Genomic DNA, 15806 nt, shown 5'->3' with positions numbered 1-15806 from the left:
AAGGGGGTGATGAAAATTAACGATATGATTGTATTTAATCAAATTAGTCAATCTTCTAATAATTCAAAAGAAAAAAATATTGTAGATAAAAAAGATGATAAATTTGACTCTTTCTTAAAAAAAGAATCTGATAAAAAAGAAAAAGTCGAAACATCTAATAATAGTGAAAAGAATCAGGTTAAGAATGAAAAGAATGATAATAAACAAATTAAACAAAAAGATAGTAAAGTTATAAGTAAAAAATTTAGTAAAGATAAAGATATAGATTCTAAAGAAAATGATAGTGAAGATTTAGATATTAAATCAACAAATGACAATCAAATTTTATATCTAATTAATTCTATAATTAATAATATGGATGTAGATGCAATGGGTATAGAGGAAATAGAAACTCTTTCAAATATTGAGGAAACTATTCAGCATATTAATGAAGAAATGTTGAATGTTGATTTGGATTCAAAAAAAGAAGTTATAAAAGAATTATTAGTTAAATTAGAATCTATGAATAATGATATCTTTAAAAAGGACTTAATGGAAATAATCAATAAATCAGGAATATCAAACATTGATAATACTGATTTAACTATAGACCATAAAAAGTTATTAGAAGATTTAGAGGCTGTTATTAATGAACTTAGTGATGAAGTAAATAAAAAAAATTCTAATGTAAATATTGAAACTAAATCTTTAGAAATAGAAAGAGAAGATGGAGAAAAGATATTAATAACTGAAGAAAACTTTGATACCACTAATAAAAGAAATGATGCTAAAGAGAGTAATAATGATATTTCCGTAGATAATGATGAATATATTATGGAAAAAAAATCAAATCAATTTATTGAAATAAATTCTTATGATAATGAGAATAATTTAAAATCTAAATTTGATATTCCATATAAAGAAATTAATAACAAAGTTACTGAATTATCTTCAAATTCTTTTGATGAATTTGACATTATAAATCAGGTAAAAGAAAAGATTACATTCAGTGATATGGGAGATATGCAAGTAGCAAAGATTAAATTAAAACCTGAATCATTAGGTGAAGTATCAATTAAATTAAGTATTCAAGATGGTAATATAACAGGAAAAATTTCTGTAGAAAATCAAGAAGTAAAACAGTTATTAGTTAATAATATTGATCAATTAAAAGAATCTTTTTTAACTAAGGGAATTAATGTAGAAGGATTTAATGTATCGGTAGGTGAAGATTCTCAGTCTAACAACAAGAGAAATCTTTATTCTCAAAAGAGAAGAAAGATAGTATTAGATTCAGATCTAGAAGATTTAAATGAAAATGATTATTTAACTATAATTTCAAATAATTATCAAGAATCTTATATAGAAAATGGATCACTAGATATTAAAGTTTAAATGGAGGCGATAAAATGAATGTTAATGAAACATCTGATGGTACGTTCTTTTATAATATTAATGAACAAAACAATAATTCTACGGATGAAACAAGTGAAACGGATAATGGGATGTTAGGCAAAGATTCCTTTTTAAAATTATTAGTTGCTCAACTGCAAAATCAAGATCCTTTAAATACTATGGAAGATAAAGAGTTTATAGCACAAATGGCACAATTTAGTTCTTTGGAACAACTGCAAAATCTTAATACTTCTTTACAATATTCACAAGCTGCTATATATGAACAACTGCAAAATTTACAATATTCACAAGCTGCTGTAATTGAAAGTATTGATAATTTAAATGATAAAACTGTGAATAATAATGAAAGCCTTGTAGAAGAAATAAAAGAAATAAAAGATTCTCTAAAAAGTCTAGTAGAGGCTTATGAAAATAGTATTTAGTATGGAGTGAAATGTATGCAAACATATAATATTAATCAAATAAGTCATAAAATAAGTCAAAAAAAGATTAATACTCAAAAGAAAAATAACAATACATCATTTGAAAAAATATTAAATGATGTAGAAAAATTGAAGTTTTCAAATCATGCAGTAAAGAGAATAGATGAAAGAAAGATATCTATTGATAATGATGATGTTTTGAAGATTAATGATGCAATAGACAAAGCAAAGGAAAAGGGTGTGGAACAAGCCTTAATTCTTATGGATAATAAGGCATTTATTGCAAGTGTAAAGAATAATACAATAATAACGAGTATTAATTCAGAACAGCTTAAAAACAATATATTTACAAACATAGATGGCACCGTGATTATATAGCTGGACCTTATTAGGAAAGCTATTAGTATCTGATTGATTGAAGATATTACACGGATAATAAAGGAGGTTATAAAAAATGATGAGCTCAATGTATTCTGCTGTGTCTGGTTTAGCAACACATCAGAAGAAAATGGATGTAATAGGTAATAATATTGCCAATGTTAATACTATAGGATATAAAAAAGGACAGGCTGTTTTTAAAGAAATATTTAGCCAAACAATTCAAGGAGCAGGTGCACCTCAAGGAGGTAAAGGAGGTACTAATCCACAACAAATTGGTTTAGGTGTAGATTTAGGAGCAGTTACTACTATACACACTCAAGGAGGGGTTCAAAGAACAGGTAAACCTACAGATTTAATGATAGATGGAGAGGGTTTTTTTATAGTTTCTGATGATGAAAGTCTCAATAATAGATATTATACTAGAGCAGGAAATTTTGATAGGGATGAAGCAGGAAATTTAATTACAGTGGATGGGATGAAGGTATTAGGTTATAATACAGATGGAGAGCTTGTACCTTTAAGAATAGATAAAACTGAAAGAGTTCCGTCTGTAGCTTCCAATATGATAGGGATAATAGGAAATTTAGATTCAAGATTGGCTGAGGATGAAGTTTATAATACTGATACAACAATTAAAGATAGTCTAGGAAATTCATATAAAGTAAATTTTGAATTTAAAAAGACTGGTGATAGTAATACATGGGAACTAGCAATAGGAAGTATAGAAAATATAAGCAATGGTGACATTGTGAATATTGATAATCCATCTGCTCCTATTGAAATTACATTTGGTGACAGTGGTGAGCTTAATACTATAAATGGTAGTGGTACTGACTTTAATATTGATATTCAAATTGAAGATATTGATGGTTCATTTTTTGGAAATGGAGATGATATTATAAATCTTGATTTATCAAAACTTAGTCAAGATGCTAATAAAAATGATGCTAAAGGATTTGATGGTGGTAAAGATGGTGAAAGTGGTTCTGCATCAGGAAATCTTACAGGATTTTCCATTAGTGCAGATGGTGTAATAACTGGTGTTTTTAGTAATGGTATGAATAAAACTTTAGGACAAATTGCATTGGCCGAGTTTGACAATAATTCAGGACTTGAAAAAATAGGGAATAATTTATTTCAAGTAACACCTAACTCAGGAGAACCACAAATTAATACTCCAGGCAGTAGTGGATTAGGAGATATAAAAGCAACTTCACTAGAAATGTCTAATGTAGATTTATCCATGGAATTTACCGATATGATAACTACTCAGAGAGGATTTCAAGCTAATTCAAGAGTAATTACTACTTCTGATGAAATGCTTCAAGAATTAACAAATCTTAAGAGATAATATAAGATATTAGATTTATTTGATAGTTTTCAATTCTAATACTCCATCCTATTTAGGATGGAGTAAAGGATTGAATAGTTTCTAGTTAAGTTTTACTTTATATTTAACTTTTATAAGAGAGGTGTATTATGATAGAAGTTAATAGGTTAAATGGGGAAAAGATTTATTTGAACTCAGATCTTATTGAGTTAATTGAAGAAACACCTAATACTATAATTAGAATGACTAATGGAAATAAGTACATAGTAAAGGAAAAAGGTGAGGAAGTAATTCAAAAAATGATCAACTTTAGAAATAATATTAAGAAATTTATGTAGAAGAAATGGGGTGTAAAATTTGGATTTAGGAACAGCTATTGGATTTGTAGTAGGTTTAGTTTTTATAATTTTTAGTATACTACTATCTGGGAAATTAAGTGCTTTTTTAAATGCTCCTTCAATCATGATTGTTCTTGGAGGAACAGTGGCTGCTACTTTGGTTAGTTTTCCATTGAAAAAGGTAGTTACTTCTATTAAAATTGCAAAACATGCTTTTACTGATAAAAGGATAGATGAAAGTAGTATGATAGAAGAAATTATAAAATTAGCTAATATTGCAAGGAAGGAAGGTTTACTTGCTTTAGAAGATGCAGCAGAGAATTTAAATGATGATTTTTTGAAAAAGGGTATACTTCTAATAGTTGATGGTACAGATCCAGAATTAGTAAGAAATATTTTAGAAACAGAATTAGTATTTGTAGAAGAAAGACATAAAGAGGGACAAGGTATATTTGAAACTATGGCTACTTTTTCACCGGCGTTTGGAATGATAGGTACATTGATTGGATTAATAAATATGTTACAGGAGTTAGAAGATCCAAGTACTGTTGGACCAAATATGTCTGTAGCTCTCATAACAACCTTTTATGGTACTGTGTTAGCTAATCTTGTGTTTCAACCAATAGCAAATAAGTTGAAAGGTAGAAGTAAAGTAGAATTAGTAATAAAAGAAATGATTGTGGAAGGATTATTATCAATACAATCTGGAGAAAATCCTAGAATTATTGAAGAAAAATTAAATACTTTTATATCGCCTGATATGAGACAAAGTAATAATGCATCTGAAGGAGAGAGTGCATAATGAGAAGAAGAAAGAAGGAAAATGATTCTCAACAAAGTAGTTGGTTAGCTACATATTCTGATATGGTAACATTATTATTATGTTTTTTTGTTTTGTTATTTAGCTTTTCGACAGTTGACGCTCAAAAATTCAGGGAAATAATGAATTCATTTCAAGGCAACTTAGGAGTACTAGAAGGAGGTAAAACTTTAGATGAAAATACTGAAACTGGCAAAGACTTAGATGAAGTAAGTGAGAAAGATATGGAAGATTTAAATGAATTAAAAAAATACTTGGAAGAGTATGCTGAAGAAAATGGATTAGCTGAAAAAATATTGTTGGAGCATGATGAAAGAGGATTGATTATTAGAATTATGGATAGTGTTTTTTTTGATTCAGGAAAAGCTGAGATAAAGTTTCAAGCTAAAGAAATTCTTATGGATATTGGTGAAATATTAAATGAAAAACATGTTATAGAAAAACATATAAAAGTTGAAGGACATACAGATAATGTAAGCATGAATTCTGAAGAATTTCCATCTAATTGGGAACTTTCAGTTATTAGAGCAACAAATGTTTTAAGACTTTTTGTTGAAGAAACAGGTATAAGTCCTGATAGAATATCTGCGTCTGGATATGGGGAATTTAGACCAATAGCTCCTAATGATACAAGTAAAAACAAACAAAAAAACAGAAGAGTTGATATAATTGTATTAAATTCAGATTTAGATAGTTCAGAACCGAATTAAAAAGGGGGAGGTATTATGTCTTCAAAAAAAATATTATTAATTGCAGTTATTGTTCTTATATTGTTAGTAATAATATCAGGTATTATTTTTTCAATTTATTTGTTAAAAGATGATAGCAAAGAAAAATCTACAGATTATTATTATGATGTTGGAGAAATATATAGTAATTTAGATGAATCAAATAGGATATTGAAGGTGAATTTAACTATTACAGCTCAAGATGAGAATTTAGTTGAAATATTTAATGAAAAAAGTTTTTTAATTAAAGATGAACTTTATAAAATTTTAAGAAGTAAAACTATCGAAGATATTGAAGGTGAAAAAGGACAATTGAAGTTGAAAGAAGAAATTATTTCAAATTTAAATAAAATATTTACTACTGATAAGATAAATAATATATACTTTGATGAACTAATAGTACAATAAAAGGGGGGGTAGATACCTTGTCAGAAGTATTATCCCAAAAAGAGATTGATTCATTATTAAATGCATTAAATTCTGGAGAGATTGATGCTTCAGAAATGAAAGGAAACACAATTGAAAAAAAGATTCAGGAATATGATTTTAGAAATCCTCAAAAAATAGCAAGGGATCAGCTAAGAACTTTGGAGATAATTCATGAAAATTTTGGAAGGTTATTTCAAACATTTTTATCAGGATATTTAAGAGCACCAGTAAAGACAACAGTTCTTACTGTGGATCAGTATGCCTATAGTGAATTTAGTAATGCTATTACAAATCCTACTTTTTTATCAATTATTGATTTTAATCCTTTGCCAGGAGAAGCTATTATTGATATTTCCACTAATGTAGCTTTTTCTATAATAGATAGATTACTAGGAGGAAAAGGTAAGAATACAAGTGAAAATAGAAACTTTACAGAAATTGAACAAAATTTATTAAAAAATTTAGTGTCTAAATCAATTAATTTGATTTCTAGAGCTTGGGAAAATGTTGCAGAAATAAATCCATTATTAAAGAAAATTGAAACTAATCCTCAGTTTGCGCAGATAGTATCACCAAATGAGACTGTAGTTTTAATTACTTTAAATCTATCAATTGGTAAGGTTGAAGGAATGTTGAATTTTTGTATTCCTCATGTAGTATTAGAGCCAATTTTAGATAAATTAAGTACTAGATTGTGGTTTTCTAACTCTGATAGAAAAGGAAATGAAAAAAATATTGATTTAATTGAAAAAAGATTAAGAACGGCAAATGTGCTAGTTAAATCCGAAATTGGAAGTTCTGTATTGACTGTGAAGGATATACTAGAACTTTCAAAAGGAGATGTGATAGAATTAGATGGTTTTAAGGGAAATAATGCAAGAATAAAAATAGGTTCTAATTTGAAATTTTATTGTGAACCAGGAAGTATAGGGAAAAATGTAGCAGTTAAAATAACATCAGTAAAAAAGGAGGGTGACGTAGAAGATGAATAGTAATATGCTTTCTCAAGAGGAGATAGATGCACTGTTGAATGATGATGCGGATGAAAATAATACAGATGAAAATGTATTAACAGAAGAGGAAATAGATGCTTTAGGGGAAATAGGTAATATAAGTATGGGAACAGCGGCTACTACACTTTTTACTTTGTTAGGACAAAAAGTTACTATTACTACACCCGAGGTATCAATGACTACTATGAAAAAGTTAACTCAACAATATCCAATGCCATTTGTTGCAGTTGATGTAAGCTATAAAATTGGTTTAGAGGGTTCAAATGTTTTAATGTTGAAGACAGATGATGTAAAAGTTATAACAGATTTAATGATGGGTGGAGACGGAACAAATATAGATAGAGAAATAAGTGATATGGATTTAAGTGCAGTAAGTGAGGCAATGAATCAAATGGTAGGATCATCAAGTACATCTATGTCAGAAATGTTTGCAAAGAAAATTGATATTGATCCTCCAGAGGCCTATAAAGTTCAATTGGATGAAAATATTGATGATATTGAACTTTTTAATGCTGAGGATGATATTGTAAAAATATCTTTTAAAATGGTTATTGGTGATTTGGTTGATAGTGAAATTATGCAATTATTACCCAAAGAATTCGCAAAAGAATTAATTAATGGGTTATTAAATTCAGAAAATAAAGATGAGGATAATATTAATAATTCAGATGATGGTATTAATTCTAATATTGACTCTTATGAAAAAGTAGAATCTAATAATTATAACATTATGGAAGAAAAAAGTGGTTCTAAACGTTCTAAAGATGGAAAGGTAAATGTTCAAAAATTTGAATTTAATAATTTTGATAATGGACAAAATACTGTATATAATGAAAGTATAGATTTAATTCAAGATATTCCAATAGAAATAACTGTTGAACTAGGAAGAACTACTAAAAAAATAAGTGAAATATTGGAGTATGGTCCAGGTACAATAATAGAATTAAATAAGTTAGTTGGAGAGCCTTTAGATATAAAGGCTAATGGCAGAGCAATTGCTAAGGGTGAAGTTGTTGTTATTGATGATAACTTTGGAGTTAGGATTACTGATATAGTAAATTCATCAAAAAGAATAAAGAAACTTTAGGAGGAATAATTATGTCAAAAAGAGTATTAATAGTTGATGATGCGGCTTTTATGAGAATGATGATTAAAGATATCTTGTCTAAAGATGGATATGAGATAGTGGGAGAGGCTGAAAATGGATCTAAAGGAATTGAAAGTTTTAAGGAATTATCTCCTGATTTGGTTGTAATGGATATAACTATGCCAGAAGTTGATGGTATACAAGCTGTTAAAGAAATAAGAAAAATAGATGGAAATGCAAAAATAGTAATGTGTTCAGCTATGGGACAACAAGCTATGGTTATAGAGGCTATTCAGGCAGGTGCTAAAGATTTTATTGTTAAGCCATTTCAAGCTGACAGAGTATTAGAAGCAGTTAGTAAAGCACTTGCGTAGATGAGGGGTTATTATGTTATTAACATTTATGACTGTAATTCCTAATAGTAATATGATTGGAAATATATTTAGAATGATATTTGCAATATTTGTGTTTTTAATTATCCTAGCTTTAGCATATTTTACCTCTAGGTTTATAGCAAAAAGTAATACTAAGCTAAATAATGGTAGAAATATGATAATGCTTGATGCATTGAATCTTGGAAATAATAAAAAGATAATTATGGTAAAAATAATTGATGATATATATATATTAGGAGTTAGCAATTCTCAAGTAAATATTATAGATAAACTTGACTCTGATATTTCTATAGAAAATTTAACTAAAGAAATAGATACTAAACCTAATTTTGAAAATTTTTTGAAGGATAAATTATCAATGTTTAAAGGTAATAAAAGTGAAAATGAAGATTCTGATTTACATGAGATTGATTACACACATGTAAATAATCTAAAGAAGAAAATAAGTTATTTGAAAAAAAATAAAGCAATATCTAAAACAAAGGATGAAGATTAGATGAAGAAAAAAATAATAATAATCTTTTTTATTTTAATAATATTTGTAAATACTGGAGTGTATGCTGAACCTGATATTTCTTTATTTGGGAAAGACGTTAATATAGAAGATAGTGAAAATCCTGAAGATTATGTTGTGGGTTTTGAAATTCTACTAGTTTTAACTATACTTACATTAGCGCCAGCAATATTGATAATGATGAGTAGTTTTACTAGAATAATAATTGTTCTTTCATTTATAAGAAATGCTTTAGGGACACAACAGACTCCTCCAAATCAAGTTCTTATTGGATTAGCTTTATTTTTAACATTTTTTGTTATGGCCCCAATAGGGGCCGATATTAACGAAAATGCATTACAACCTTATTTAGAGGAAGAAATAGGACAAGCTGAAGCTATTGACAATGCAATGGTTCCTATTAGAGAATTTATGTATAAACAAACTAGAGATAAGGATCTTGCTTTATTTGTAGATATCGCAGATGTTGAAGAAGAAATAGTGAATATGGAAGATATACCAACTAAAGCTTTGATACCTGCTTTTATTATTAGTGAGTTAAAGACAGCTTTTCAAATAAGTTTTATAATATTTATTCCGTTTTTAATTATAGATATGGTTGTAGCTAGTACATTGATGTCTATGGGTATGATGATGCTACCTCCAGTAATGATTTCACTACCCTTTAAAATATTATTATTTATTATGGTAGATGGTTGGAATTTAATAATTAGATCATTGATAAATGGTTTTAGTTAGGAGTGATCATATGAGTCAGGGAGATGTGATAAAGTTAGCCCAAGATGCAATGTTTTCAATATTAATTTTAGCAGCACCAATGTTAGGATTTGGATTGTTAGTTGGATTATTAGTTAGTATATTTCAGGCTACAACACAAATACAGGAAGCTACATTGGCTTTTGTACCAAAAATAATTGCAGTGCTTATTGCATTTATTGTGTTTGGACCGTGGATATTAACTTATATTGTTGAATTTACTCAGGATTTATTTATTAATATAAATAAATATGTACAGTAGGATGAATGAATATGGATATATTTGATTATATTTTTTCTAAATACCAAATATTTTTATTAGTTTTTATAAGAATGACTGGGATTTTTATTATAACTCCAATTTTTAGTAGAACTAATATACCCACAATATTGAAAGTTTCTCTATCATTAATTATTTCTATAATAACTTTTACTACTATAGGAGAGCAAGACTTAATTATTGAAGGAAATATACATTTAATGATATTGATTTTTAAAGAGTTAACTATTGGACTTATAATAGGTTTTATTTCTTATTTATTTTTTGTATCATTAATTATAGCTGGACAGATCATTGATACTCAAATTGGATTTGGAATGGCGAATGTATTTGATCCTCAGCATAATACTCAGGTACCGATAACTGGAAATTTTTATTATATTTTAGCATTATTGATTTTTTTAACAATAGATGCTCATCATTGGTTTTTACAAGCTATAGTAAAATCTTATTCTGTATTACCAATTGGAAATATAAATTTAAATGATGGAATTTTAAATCAAATAATAGTGATTTTTTCTGAAATTTTTAATATAGGATTTAAAATTAGTAGCCCAGTGTTAGCAACAATATTTTTGTCCAATGTATTATTGGGAATATTAGCTAGAACAGTGCCTCAAATGAATGTTTTTGTAGTAGGTATGCCATTAAAAATAGTGGTAGGATTATTAACTATATTTATTACGTTACCTATATATTTAATAGCTCTTCAACATATTTTTAATAATATGTCTGGGGAAATTTTTAATTTTTTACAGTTACTTACAAAGGGTTGATTTAGTTGAATAAGTATTTTATAGACTTGCAATTGTTCGCATCAGAGGAAAAGACAGAAAAACCTACTGCTAAAAAGAGAAAAGAAGCTAGAGAAAAAGGACAAGTTTTAAAGAGTAGGGAATTAACATCAGCTTTTTTATTGATATTTGCTTTTTTATCTTTAAGAATTTTTGGAAAATACATGCTTGAAAATTTACATGATTTTACTGTCATGATTTTTTCAGATGATAATATATATAAGAGTTTATATACGGTTGAAAATTTATCTATTTTTTTTATGAACATGATAATTATAACTGGTAAAATTGTAGCACCAATCATAGGAACTGTGTTTGTTATGGCAATAGTAATTAATTATTTGCAAGTAGGTTTTTTATTTACAACTAAAACATTAAATGTAAAAATCAGCAGAATAAATCCTATAGAGGGATTTAAAAAAATATTTTCAACAAAATCATTAGTTGAATTAATAAAAGCTACAATAAAGATATTTATAATAGGATATGTTGTTATTTCATATGTTCGTAATAATATGAATATAATTTATAATTTATTTAATATGGAGATTAATGAAATAACGAAGAATATTGGTTCCTTAACGTTTGGCATAGCAATTAGAAGTGGAGGAATATTGTTACTTCTCGCTATATTTGATTATTGGTATCAATGGTGGCAACATGAAAAGAATCTTAAAATGACAAAACAAGAAATAAAACAAGAACATAAACAATCTGATGGAGATCCATTAATTAAATCAAAAATAAAAGAAAAACAAAGACAGATTGCTATGAAAAGAATGATGCAAGATGTTCCAAAGGCGGATGTTATTATTACTAATCCTACTCATTATGCTATTGCTTTAGAATATAATAATGAAAAATATGAAGCTCCTTATGTATTAGCCAAGGGAAAAGATATAGTAGCTCAAAAAATTAAGGAGATAGCAAAGGATTCAGATGTGCCTATGGTTGAAAATAAATTATTAGCTAGATCTCTTTATAGTTCTTGTGAAGTAGGAGACAGTATACCAGAAGAATTATATCAAGCAGTCGCAGAAGTTTTAGCTTATGTGTATAGTTTAAAATAGATAAGTGAGAGGAGATAAATATGAAATTTGGAGATATAGTGGTAGCTATATGTGTAATAGCAATCATAATAATTATTATAATACCTGTTAATGAAAGTGTTTTAGATATATTATTAAGCTTAAATATTTCTTTAGCATTATTAATATTACTTCTTTCAATGTATATAGAAAATGCTTTGAAATTTTCTATATTTCCTTCTTTGTTACTAATTACTACAATGTTTCGGTTATCGTTGAATATCTCTAGTACAAGATTAATCCTTTCAAAAGGAAGTGCAGGAGGAGTGATTGAAAGCTTCGGAGGTTTTGTAATACAAGGGAATCCTATAGTAGGATTTATCATATTTTTAATTATTGTAATTATTCAATTTGTGGTTATAACTAAAGGTTCAGAAAGAGTAGCAGAGGTAGCTGCTAGATTTACTTTAGATGCTATGCCAGGAAAACAAATGGCTATTGATGCTGATTTAAATTCTGGATTAATAACAGATATTGAAGCCAGACAAAGAAGACAAGATATACAAAAAGAAGCAGATTTTTATGGTTCAATGGATGGAGCAAGTAAGTTTGTTAAAGGAGATGCTATTGCAGGTATAATAATAACTATTTTAAATATAGCCGCAGGATTTGTTATTGGGATGTTAACATTAGATTTAAGTTTAACAGAATCTTTAGCCAAATTTACTACATTAACTGTAGGTGATGGATTAGTAAGTCAAATTCCAGCATTATTAATTTCAACTGCTACTGGTATTGTAGTAACAAGAGCTGCTTCCGATTCTAATTTAGGTAATGATATTATAGATCAGTTATTTTCAACTCGTCCAAAAGTAATGTTTCTCATTAGTGGAGTATTATACTTTTTTGGTATTGTAGGATTACCTAGAATTCCATTTTTCTTATTGGGAACTGTTTTTCTATGGTTAGGTTTTATTATGAGAAAAAATATGAATAAAATCATAGAATCAGAAATTGAGGATGAATCAGAAAGAGATGAAGAAGAAATTAGAAAGCCTGAAAGTGTAAAATCATTGCTTAAAGTAGAAGATATAGAGTTAGAATTTGGATATGGAATTATACCTTTAGCTGATTCTAAACAAGGTGGAGATCTCTTAGATAGGGTAGTTATGATAAGGAGACAAATTGCGTTAGAGTTAGGTATAATTGTGCCTATAATAAGGCTTAGAGATAATATTCAATTAAATCCTAATGAATATTTAATAAAAATAAAGGGAGTAGAAGTTTCTAAAGGGGAATTAATGTTTGATCATTATCTTGCTATGGATCCTGGGACTGCTGATGGTGAAATTAATGGTGTTGATACTGTAGAACCAGCATTTGGATTACCAGCAAAATGGATTACGGAAGAACAGAGAGAGAAAGCAGAAATATTAGGATATACAGTTGTTGATCCTCCATCTGTTATTTCTACTCATTTAACTGAAGTTATTAAAAGAAATATAGACGATTTATTAGGAAGACAAGATGTAAAGGTATTAATTGATAATGTAAGCGAAGAACATCCCGCTTTAGTGGAAGAAGTTATACCAAATGTTATGTCAATAGGAGAAATACAAAAAGTATTATCAAATTTATTAAAAGAACAAATATCTATAAGAGATATGGTTACTATTTTAGAAACGTTAGCAGATCATGGTTCTGTTACTAAAGACACTGATATGCTTACTGAATATGTTCGTCAAAGATTTTCTAGATATATTACAAAGAAATATGTTGACGGTAATATACTTAAAGTAGTTACATTAGATTCAGAATTAGAAGAATTAATAATGGAATCAATTAATCAAACAAATAATGGTTCTTATTTATCATTAGAACCAAAGTTAGTTCAGCAAATACTTAATAGCTTAACAAAAAATGTTCAAAAATTAACTTCAATTGGTGAACAACCAATTATTTTAACGGCACCAATTGTTAGATTATATTTTAAGAGATTAACAGAACAAATTGCAAATGATTTTATTGTTTTATCATATAATGAAATTGAACCAACTGTTGAGATTAAATCCTTAGGGATGGTGAAATTATAATGAACATTAAAAGATATATTGGAAAGACAAATCATGAGGCTATGTTGAAATTAAAAAAAGAATTAGGGAAAGAAGCTATAATTCTTCATACCCGAAAAATTAAACCTAAGGGGATATTAGGTTTATTTAAAAAACCGTTAATAGAGATAGTGGCGGCTAAAGAAGAAAATAATAAATCAAAAAATGATATTAAAGGAAATGCGAATTTTAAAGAAAATGATATTAATAAATTAAATATGGAAATTAATAAATTAAGAAAAACTATAGAAACTCATGTGGTTTCAGATAAAGAAATTAATGAAAATAAATTAGATGATAAATTAATTTATTTAAAAAATATATTAACTGATAATGGTGTTATAGACGAGTATGCATTAAAAATTATAAATGATATTGATACTAACTTCAATTTAAGTAATTATTATGAAGAAGATTTAATTAATCTTTTAAAAGAATCTATAAAATTCATCTTAGAAGGAGCTATTTCTTTAGAAAATAATGATAATAAAAAAGTTGTTTTTTTTATTGGAACAACTGGAGTGGGAAAAACTACTACACTGGCAAAGATTGCTGCTAATATGTCTTTAAATGATGAAAAGGAATTAGGTCTTATAACTGCTGATACTTATAGAATTGCAGCAGTAGATCAATTGAAAACATATAGTCAAATTTTAAATTTACCTCTTGAAATAATATATAATACAAAGGATATTTATATACCTATGTCGAAGTTTAAAGATAAAGATATAATTTTAGTAGATACTGCAGGAAGAAGCTATAAAGATCATGAAAAAATTAGTGAAGTTGAAGAAATGATAAATCTTATTAATAATAAAGAAGTATATTTGGTTCTTAGTGTTAATACAGATTTCCAATCTATGAAATCTATAATTGATAATTATTCTAAAATTAAGGGGTTAAAGCTTATTTTTACAAAGATGGATGAAACTGAAAAAATTGGTAACATTTTAAATGCGAAATTTTATTCCAATTATCCTATAGCTTACATAACAAATGGTCAAAATGTACCAGAAGATATTGAAATATTTGATAATGAAATTATTAGCAAAATGATAGTTGGTGAAATTTAAAGTGGGAGATCAGGCTGAAAAGTTAAGAAAACTAATATTAAATAAAAGAAAAAATTATGAAAACACACAAAAATATATTTCTAATAATACTAGAGTAATAACTGTGACAAGTGGTAAGGGAGGTGTTGGAAAAACTAATTTTACTATAAATTTGGCTTTATCTTTTTGTAAATTAGGTTATAAGGTAGCGGTTTTGGATGCGGATATAGGATTTGCTAATATTGATGTCATGTTGGATATTATGCCAAAGTATACCTTAATAGATGTTATTTATAATAATAAGGACATTTTAGATATTATTGAAGATGGACCTTATGGATTAAAAATTATTCCAGGAGGATCAGGACTTGATGATATTATGAAATTAGATATTAGACAATTAAATTTATTAACAAATCAATTGTCTAAATTAGAACAATATTTGGATATTATAATTATAGATACAGGAGCTGGGGTCTCAAATACTGTTATTAATTTTATAAGGTCATCAGATGATATAATATTGGTAATAACACCAGAACCCACATCCTTAACTGATGGATATGCAATGCTGAAAGTCATTAATAATTATGTTAAAAAGAATATTGTGAAAATTGTTGTTAATAGAGTTAAAAATCAAAGAGAGTCTATTGAAGTGTTTAATAAACTTAATAAAGCTAGTCAAAAGTTTTTAAGTTTAGAATTAGATAATATAGGATATATATATGAATCTAAAATTGTAATAAATTCAGTTAAAAAACAAATTCCTTTTATATTGTCTGAGCCTAAATCTAATATAAGTAGAAAAATTGATTCTATTGCTGTTGACTTAATAAATAACAAAAAAGTATCTACAAATGGTGGATTGAAAGGTTTTCTAGATAATATAAAAAGTTTGATGAATTGAGTCTAGTGATTCTATTATAAAATATA

19 protein-coding genes are annotated in these 15806 nt (G+C 27.1%); all 19 read left to right on the top strand.

The window, feature by feature from the left end:
• Positions 1-9 precede the first annotated feature (9 nt).
• Positions 10-1374 (top strand): flagellar hook-length control protein FliK, encoded by a 1365-nt coding sequence (locus GOQ29_RS10530; RefSeq protein ID WP_203372613.1) that lies wholly within the window; start codon positions 10-12, stop codon positions 1372-1374.
• A gap of 14 nt (positions 1375-1388) precedes the next feature.
• Positions 1389-1817, top strand: a complete 429-nt coding sequence (locus tag GOQ29_RS10525; protein ID WP_203372612.1) for a flagellar hook capping FlgD N-terminal domain-containing protein — start codon at positions 1389-1391, stop codon at positions 1815-1817.
• Between the two features lie 15 nt (positions 1818-1832).
• On the top strand, positions 1833-2195 hold the full coding sequence (locus tag GOQ29_RS10520) for a TIGR02530 family flagellar biosynthesis protein (protein ID WP_203372611.1): 363 nt from the start codon (positions 1833-1835) through the stop codon (positions 2193-2195).
• A 76-nt stretch (positions 2196-2271) separates the two neighbouring features.
• The gene (locus tag GOQ29_RS10515) at positions 2272-3549 is read left to right on the top strand and encodes a flagellar hook protein FlgE (RefSeq protein WP_203372610.1); all 1278 of its coding nucleotides are present in this window, start codon (positions 2272-2274) and stop codon (positions 3547-3549) included.
• A gap of 128 nt (positions 3550-3677) precedes the next feature.
• Positions 3678-3866, top strand: coding sequence for a flagellar FlbD family protein (locus GOQ29_RS10510; protein ID WP_203372609.1), 189 nt, complete (start codon positions 3678-3680; stop codon positions 3864-3866).
• A gap of 19 nt (positions 3867-3885) precedes the next feature.
• On the top strand, positions 3886-4668 hold the full coding sequence (locus tag GOQ29_RS10505; RefSeq protein ID WP_203372608.1) for a flagellar motor protein: 783 nt from the start codon (positions 3886-3888) through the stop codon (positions 4666-4668).
• The gene (locus GOQ29_RS10500; protein WP_203372607.1) at positions 4668-5396 is read left to right on the top strand and encodes a flagellar motor protein MotB; all 729 of its coding nucleotides are present in this window, start codon (positions 4668-4670) and stop codon (positions 5394-5396) included. Before GOQ29_RS10505 ends, GOQ29_RS10500 begins: the two co-directional genes overlap by 1 nt.
• Before the next feature lie 15 nt (positions 5397-5411).
• Positions 5412-5822 (top strand): flagellar basal body-associated FliL family protein, encoded by a 411-nt coding sequence (locus tag GOQ29_RS10495; RefSeq protein WP_203372606.1) that lies wholly within the window; start codon positions 5412-5414, stop codon positions 5820-5822.
• A 17-nt stretch (positions 5823-5839) separates the two neighbouring features.
• Complete coding sequence (gene fliM, locus GOQ29_RS10490) at positions 5840-6835, top strand: flagellar motor switch protein FliM (protein ID WP_203372605.1); 996 nt, start codon at positions 5840-5842, stop codon at positions 6833-6835.
• Complete coding sequence (gene fliY, locus GOQ29_RS10485; protein ID WP_203372604.1) at positions 6828-7943, top strand: flagellar motor switch phosphatase FliY; 1116 nt, start codon at positions 6828-6830, stop codon at positions 7941-7943. Before fliM ends, fliY begins: the two co-directional genes overlap by 8 nt.
• An 11-nt stretch (positions 7944-7954) precedes the next feature.
• On the top strand, positions 7955-8317 hold the full coding sequence (locus GOQ29_RS10480; RefSeq protein ID WP_203372603.1) for a response regulator: 363 nt from the start codon (positions 7955-7957) through the stop codon (positions 8315-8317).
• A 13-nt stretch (positions 8318-8330) separates the two neighbouring features.
• Positions 8331-8834 carry a flagellar biosynthetic protein FliO gene (gene fliO / locus GOQ29_RS10475; protein ID WP_203372602.1) on the top strand — a complete coding sequence of 168 codons (504 nt, stop codon included), beginning with the start codon at positions 8331-8333 and terminating at the stop codon, positions 8832-8834.
• Positions 8835-9590 (top strand): flagellar type III secretion system pore protein FliP, encoded by a 756-nt coding sequence (fliP, locus tag GOQ29_RS10470; RefSeq protein WP_203372601.1) that lies wholly within the window; start codon positions 8835-8837, stop codon positions 9588-9590. It abuts the gene before it with no gap.
• A 10-nt stretch (positions 9591-9600) separates the two neighbouring features.
• The gene (gene fliQ / locus GOQ29_RS10465) at positions 9601-9870 is read left to right on the top strand and encodes a flagellar biosynthesis protein FliQ (RefSeq protein ID WP_203372600.1); all 270 of its coding nucleotides are present in this window, start codon (positions 9601-9603) and stop codon (positions 9868-9870) included.
• Between the two features lie 11 nt (positions 9871-9881).
• The gene (fliR, locus tag GOQ29_RS10460) at positions 9882-10664 is read left to right on the top strand and encodes a flagellar biosynthetic protein FliR (RefSeq protein WP_203372599.1); all 783 of its coding nucleotides are present in this window, start codon (positions 9882-9884) and stop codon (positions 10662-10664) included.
• 5 nt (positions 10665-10669) lie between these two features.
• On the top strand, positions 10670-11752 hold the full coding sequence (flhB, locus tag GOQ29_RS10455; protein WP_203372598.1) for a flagellar biosynthesis protein FlhB: 1083 nt from the start codon (positions 10670-10672) through the stop codon (positions 11750-11752).
• A 20-nt stretch (positions 11753-11772) separates the two neighbouring features.
• Complete coding sequence (flhA, locus tag GOQ29_RS10450; RefSeq protein ID WP_203372597.1) at positions 11773-13803, top strand: flagellar biosynthesis protein FlhA; 2031 nt, start codon at positions 11773-11775, stop codon at positions 13801-13803.
• Entirely contained in the window at positions 13803-14894 is a 1092-nt protein-coding gene (locus tag GOQ29_RS10445) for a flagellar biosynthesis protein FlhF (RefSeq protein ID WP_203372596.1), read from the top strand. Before flhA ends, GOQ29_RS10445 begins: the two co-directional genes overlap by 1 nt.
• 1 nt (position 14895) lies before the next feature.
• Complete coding sequence (locus GOQ29_RS10440; RefSeq protein ID WP_203372595.1) at positions 14896-15780, top strand: MinD/ParA family protein; 885 nt, start codon at positions 14896-14898, stop codon at positions 15778-15780.
• The last annotated feature ends 26 nt before the right edge of the window (positions 15781-15806 follow it).

It is taken from the genome of Anaeromonas gelatinilytica, from assembly GCF_016820635.1.
GTDB lineage: Bacteria > Bacillota > Clostridia > Tissierellales > SIT17 > Anaeromonas > Anaeromonas gelatinilytica.
The sequence above is the reverse complement of the archived record's forward strand: the minus strand, read 5'-3'. Positions and strand labels throughout refer to the sequence as shown.

Coding starts and splice junctions, on each gene's coding strand:
- GOQ29_RS10530 (WP_203372613.1), top strand. CDS start 10: ATGAAAATTAACGATATGATTGTATTTAATCAAATTAGTCAATCTTCT.
- GOQ29_RS10525 (WP_203372612.1), top strand. CDS start 1,389: ATGAATGTTAATGAAACATCTGATGGTACGTTCTTTTATAATATTAAT.
- GOQ29_RS10520 (WP_203372611.1), top strand. CDS start 1,833: ATGCAAACATATAATATTAATCAAATAAGTCATAAAATAAGTCAAAAA.
- GOQ29_RS10515 (WP_203372610.1), top strand. CDS start 2,272: ATGATGAGCTCAATGTATTCTGCTGTGTCTGGTTTAGCAACACATCAG.
- GOQ29_RS10510 (WP_203372609.1), top strand. CDS start 3,678: ATGATAGAAGTTAATAGGTTAAATGGGGAAAAGATTTATTTGAACTCA.
- GOQ29_RS10500 (WP_203372607.1), top strand. CDS start 4,668: ATGAGAAGAAGAAAGAAGGAAAATGATTCTCAACAAAGTAGTTGGTTA.
- GOQ29_RS10495 (WP_203372606.1), top strand. CDS start 5,412: ATGTCTTCAAAAAAAATATTATTAATTGCAGTTATTGTTCTTATATTG.
- fliY (WP_203372604.1), top strand. CDS start 6,828: ATGAATAGTAATATGCTTTCTCAAGAGGAGATAGATGCACTGTTGAAT.
- GOQ29_RS10480 (WP_203372603.1), top strand. CDS start 7,955: ATGTCAAAAAGAGTATTAATAGTTGATGATGCGGCTTTTATGAGAATG.
- fliO (WP_203372602.1), top strand. CDS start 8,331: ATGTTATTAACATTTATGACTGTAATTCCTAATAGTAATATGATTGGA.
- fliP (WP_203372601.1), top strand. CDS start 8,835: ATGAAGAAAAAAATAATAATAATCTTTTTTATTTTAATAATATTTGTA.
- fliQ (WP_203372600.1), top strand. CDS start 9,601: ATGAGTCAGGGAGATGTGATAAAGTTAGCCCAAGATGCAATGTTTTCA.
- fliR (WP_203372599.1), top strand. CDS start 9,882: ATGGATATATTTGATTATATTTTTTCTAAATACCAAATATTTTTATTA.
- flhA (WP_203372597.1), top strand. CDS start 11,773: ATGAAATTTGGAGATATAGTGGTAGCTATATGTGTAATAGCAATCATA.
- GOQ29_RS10445 (WP_203372596.1), top strand. CDS start 13,803: ATGAACATTAAAAGATATATTGGAAAGACAAATCATGAGGCTATGTTG.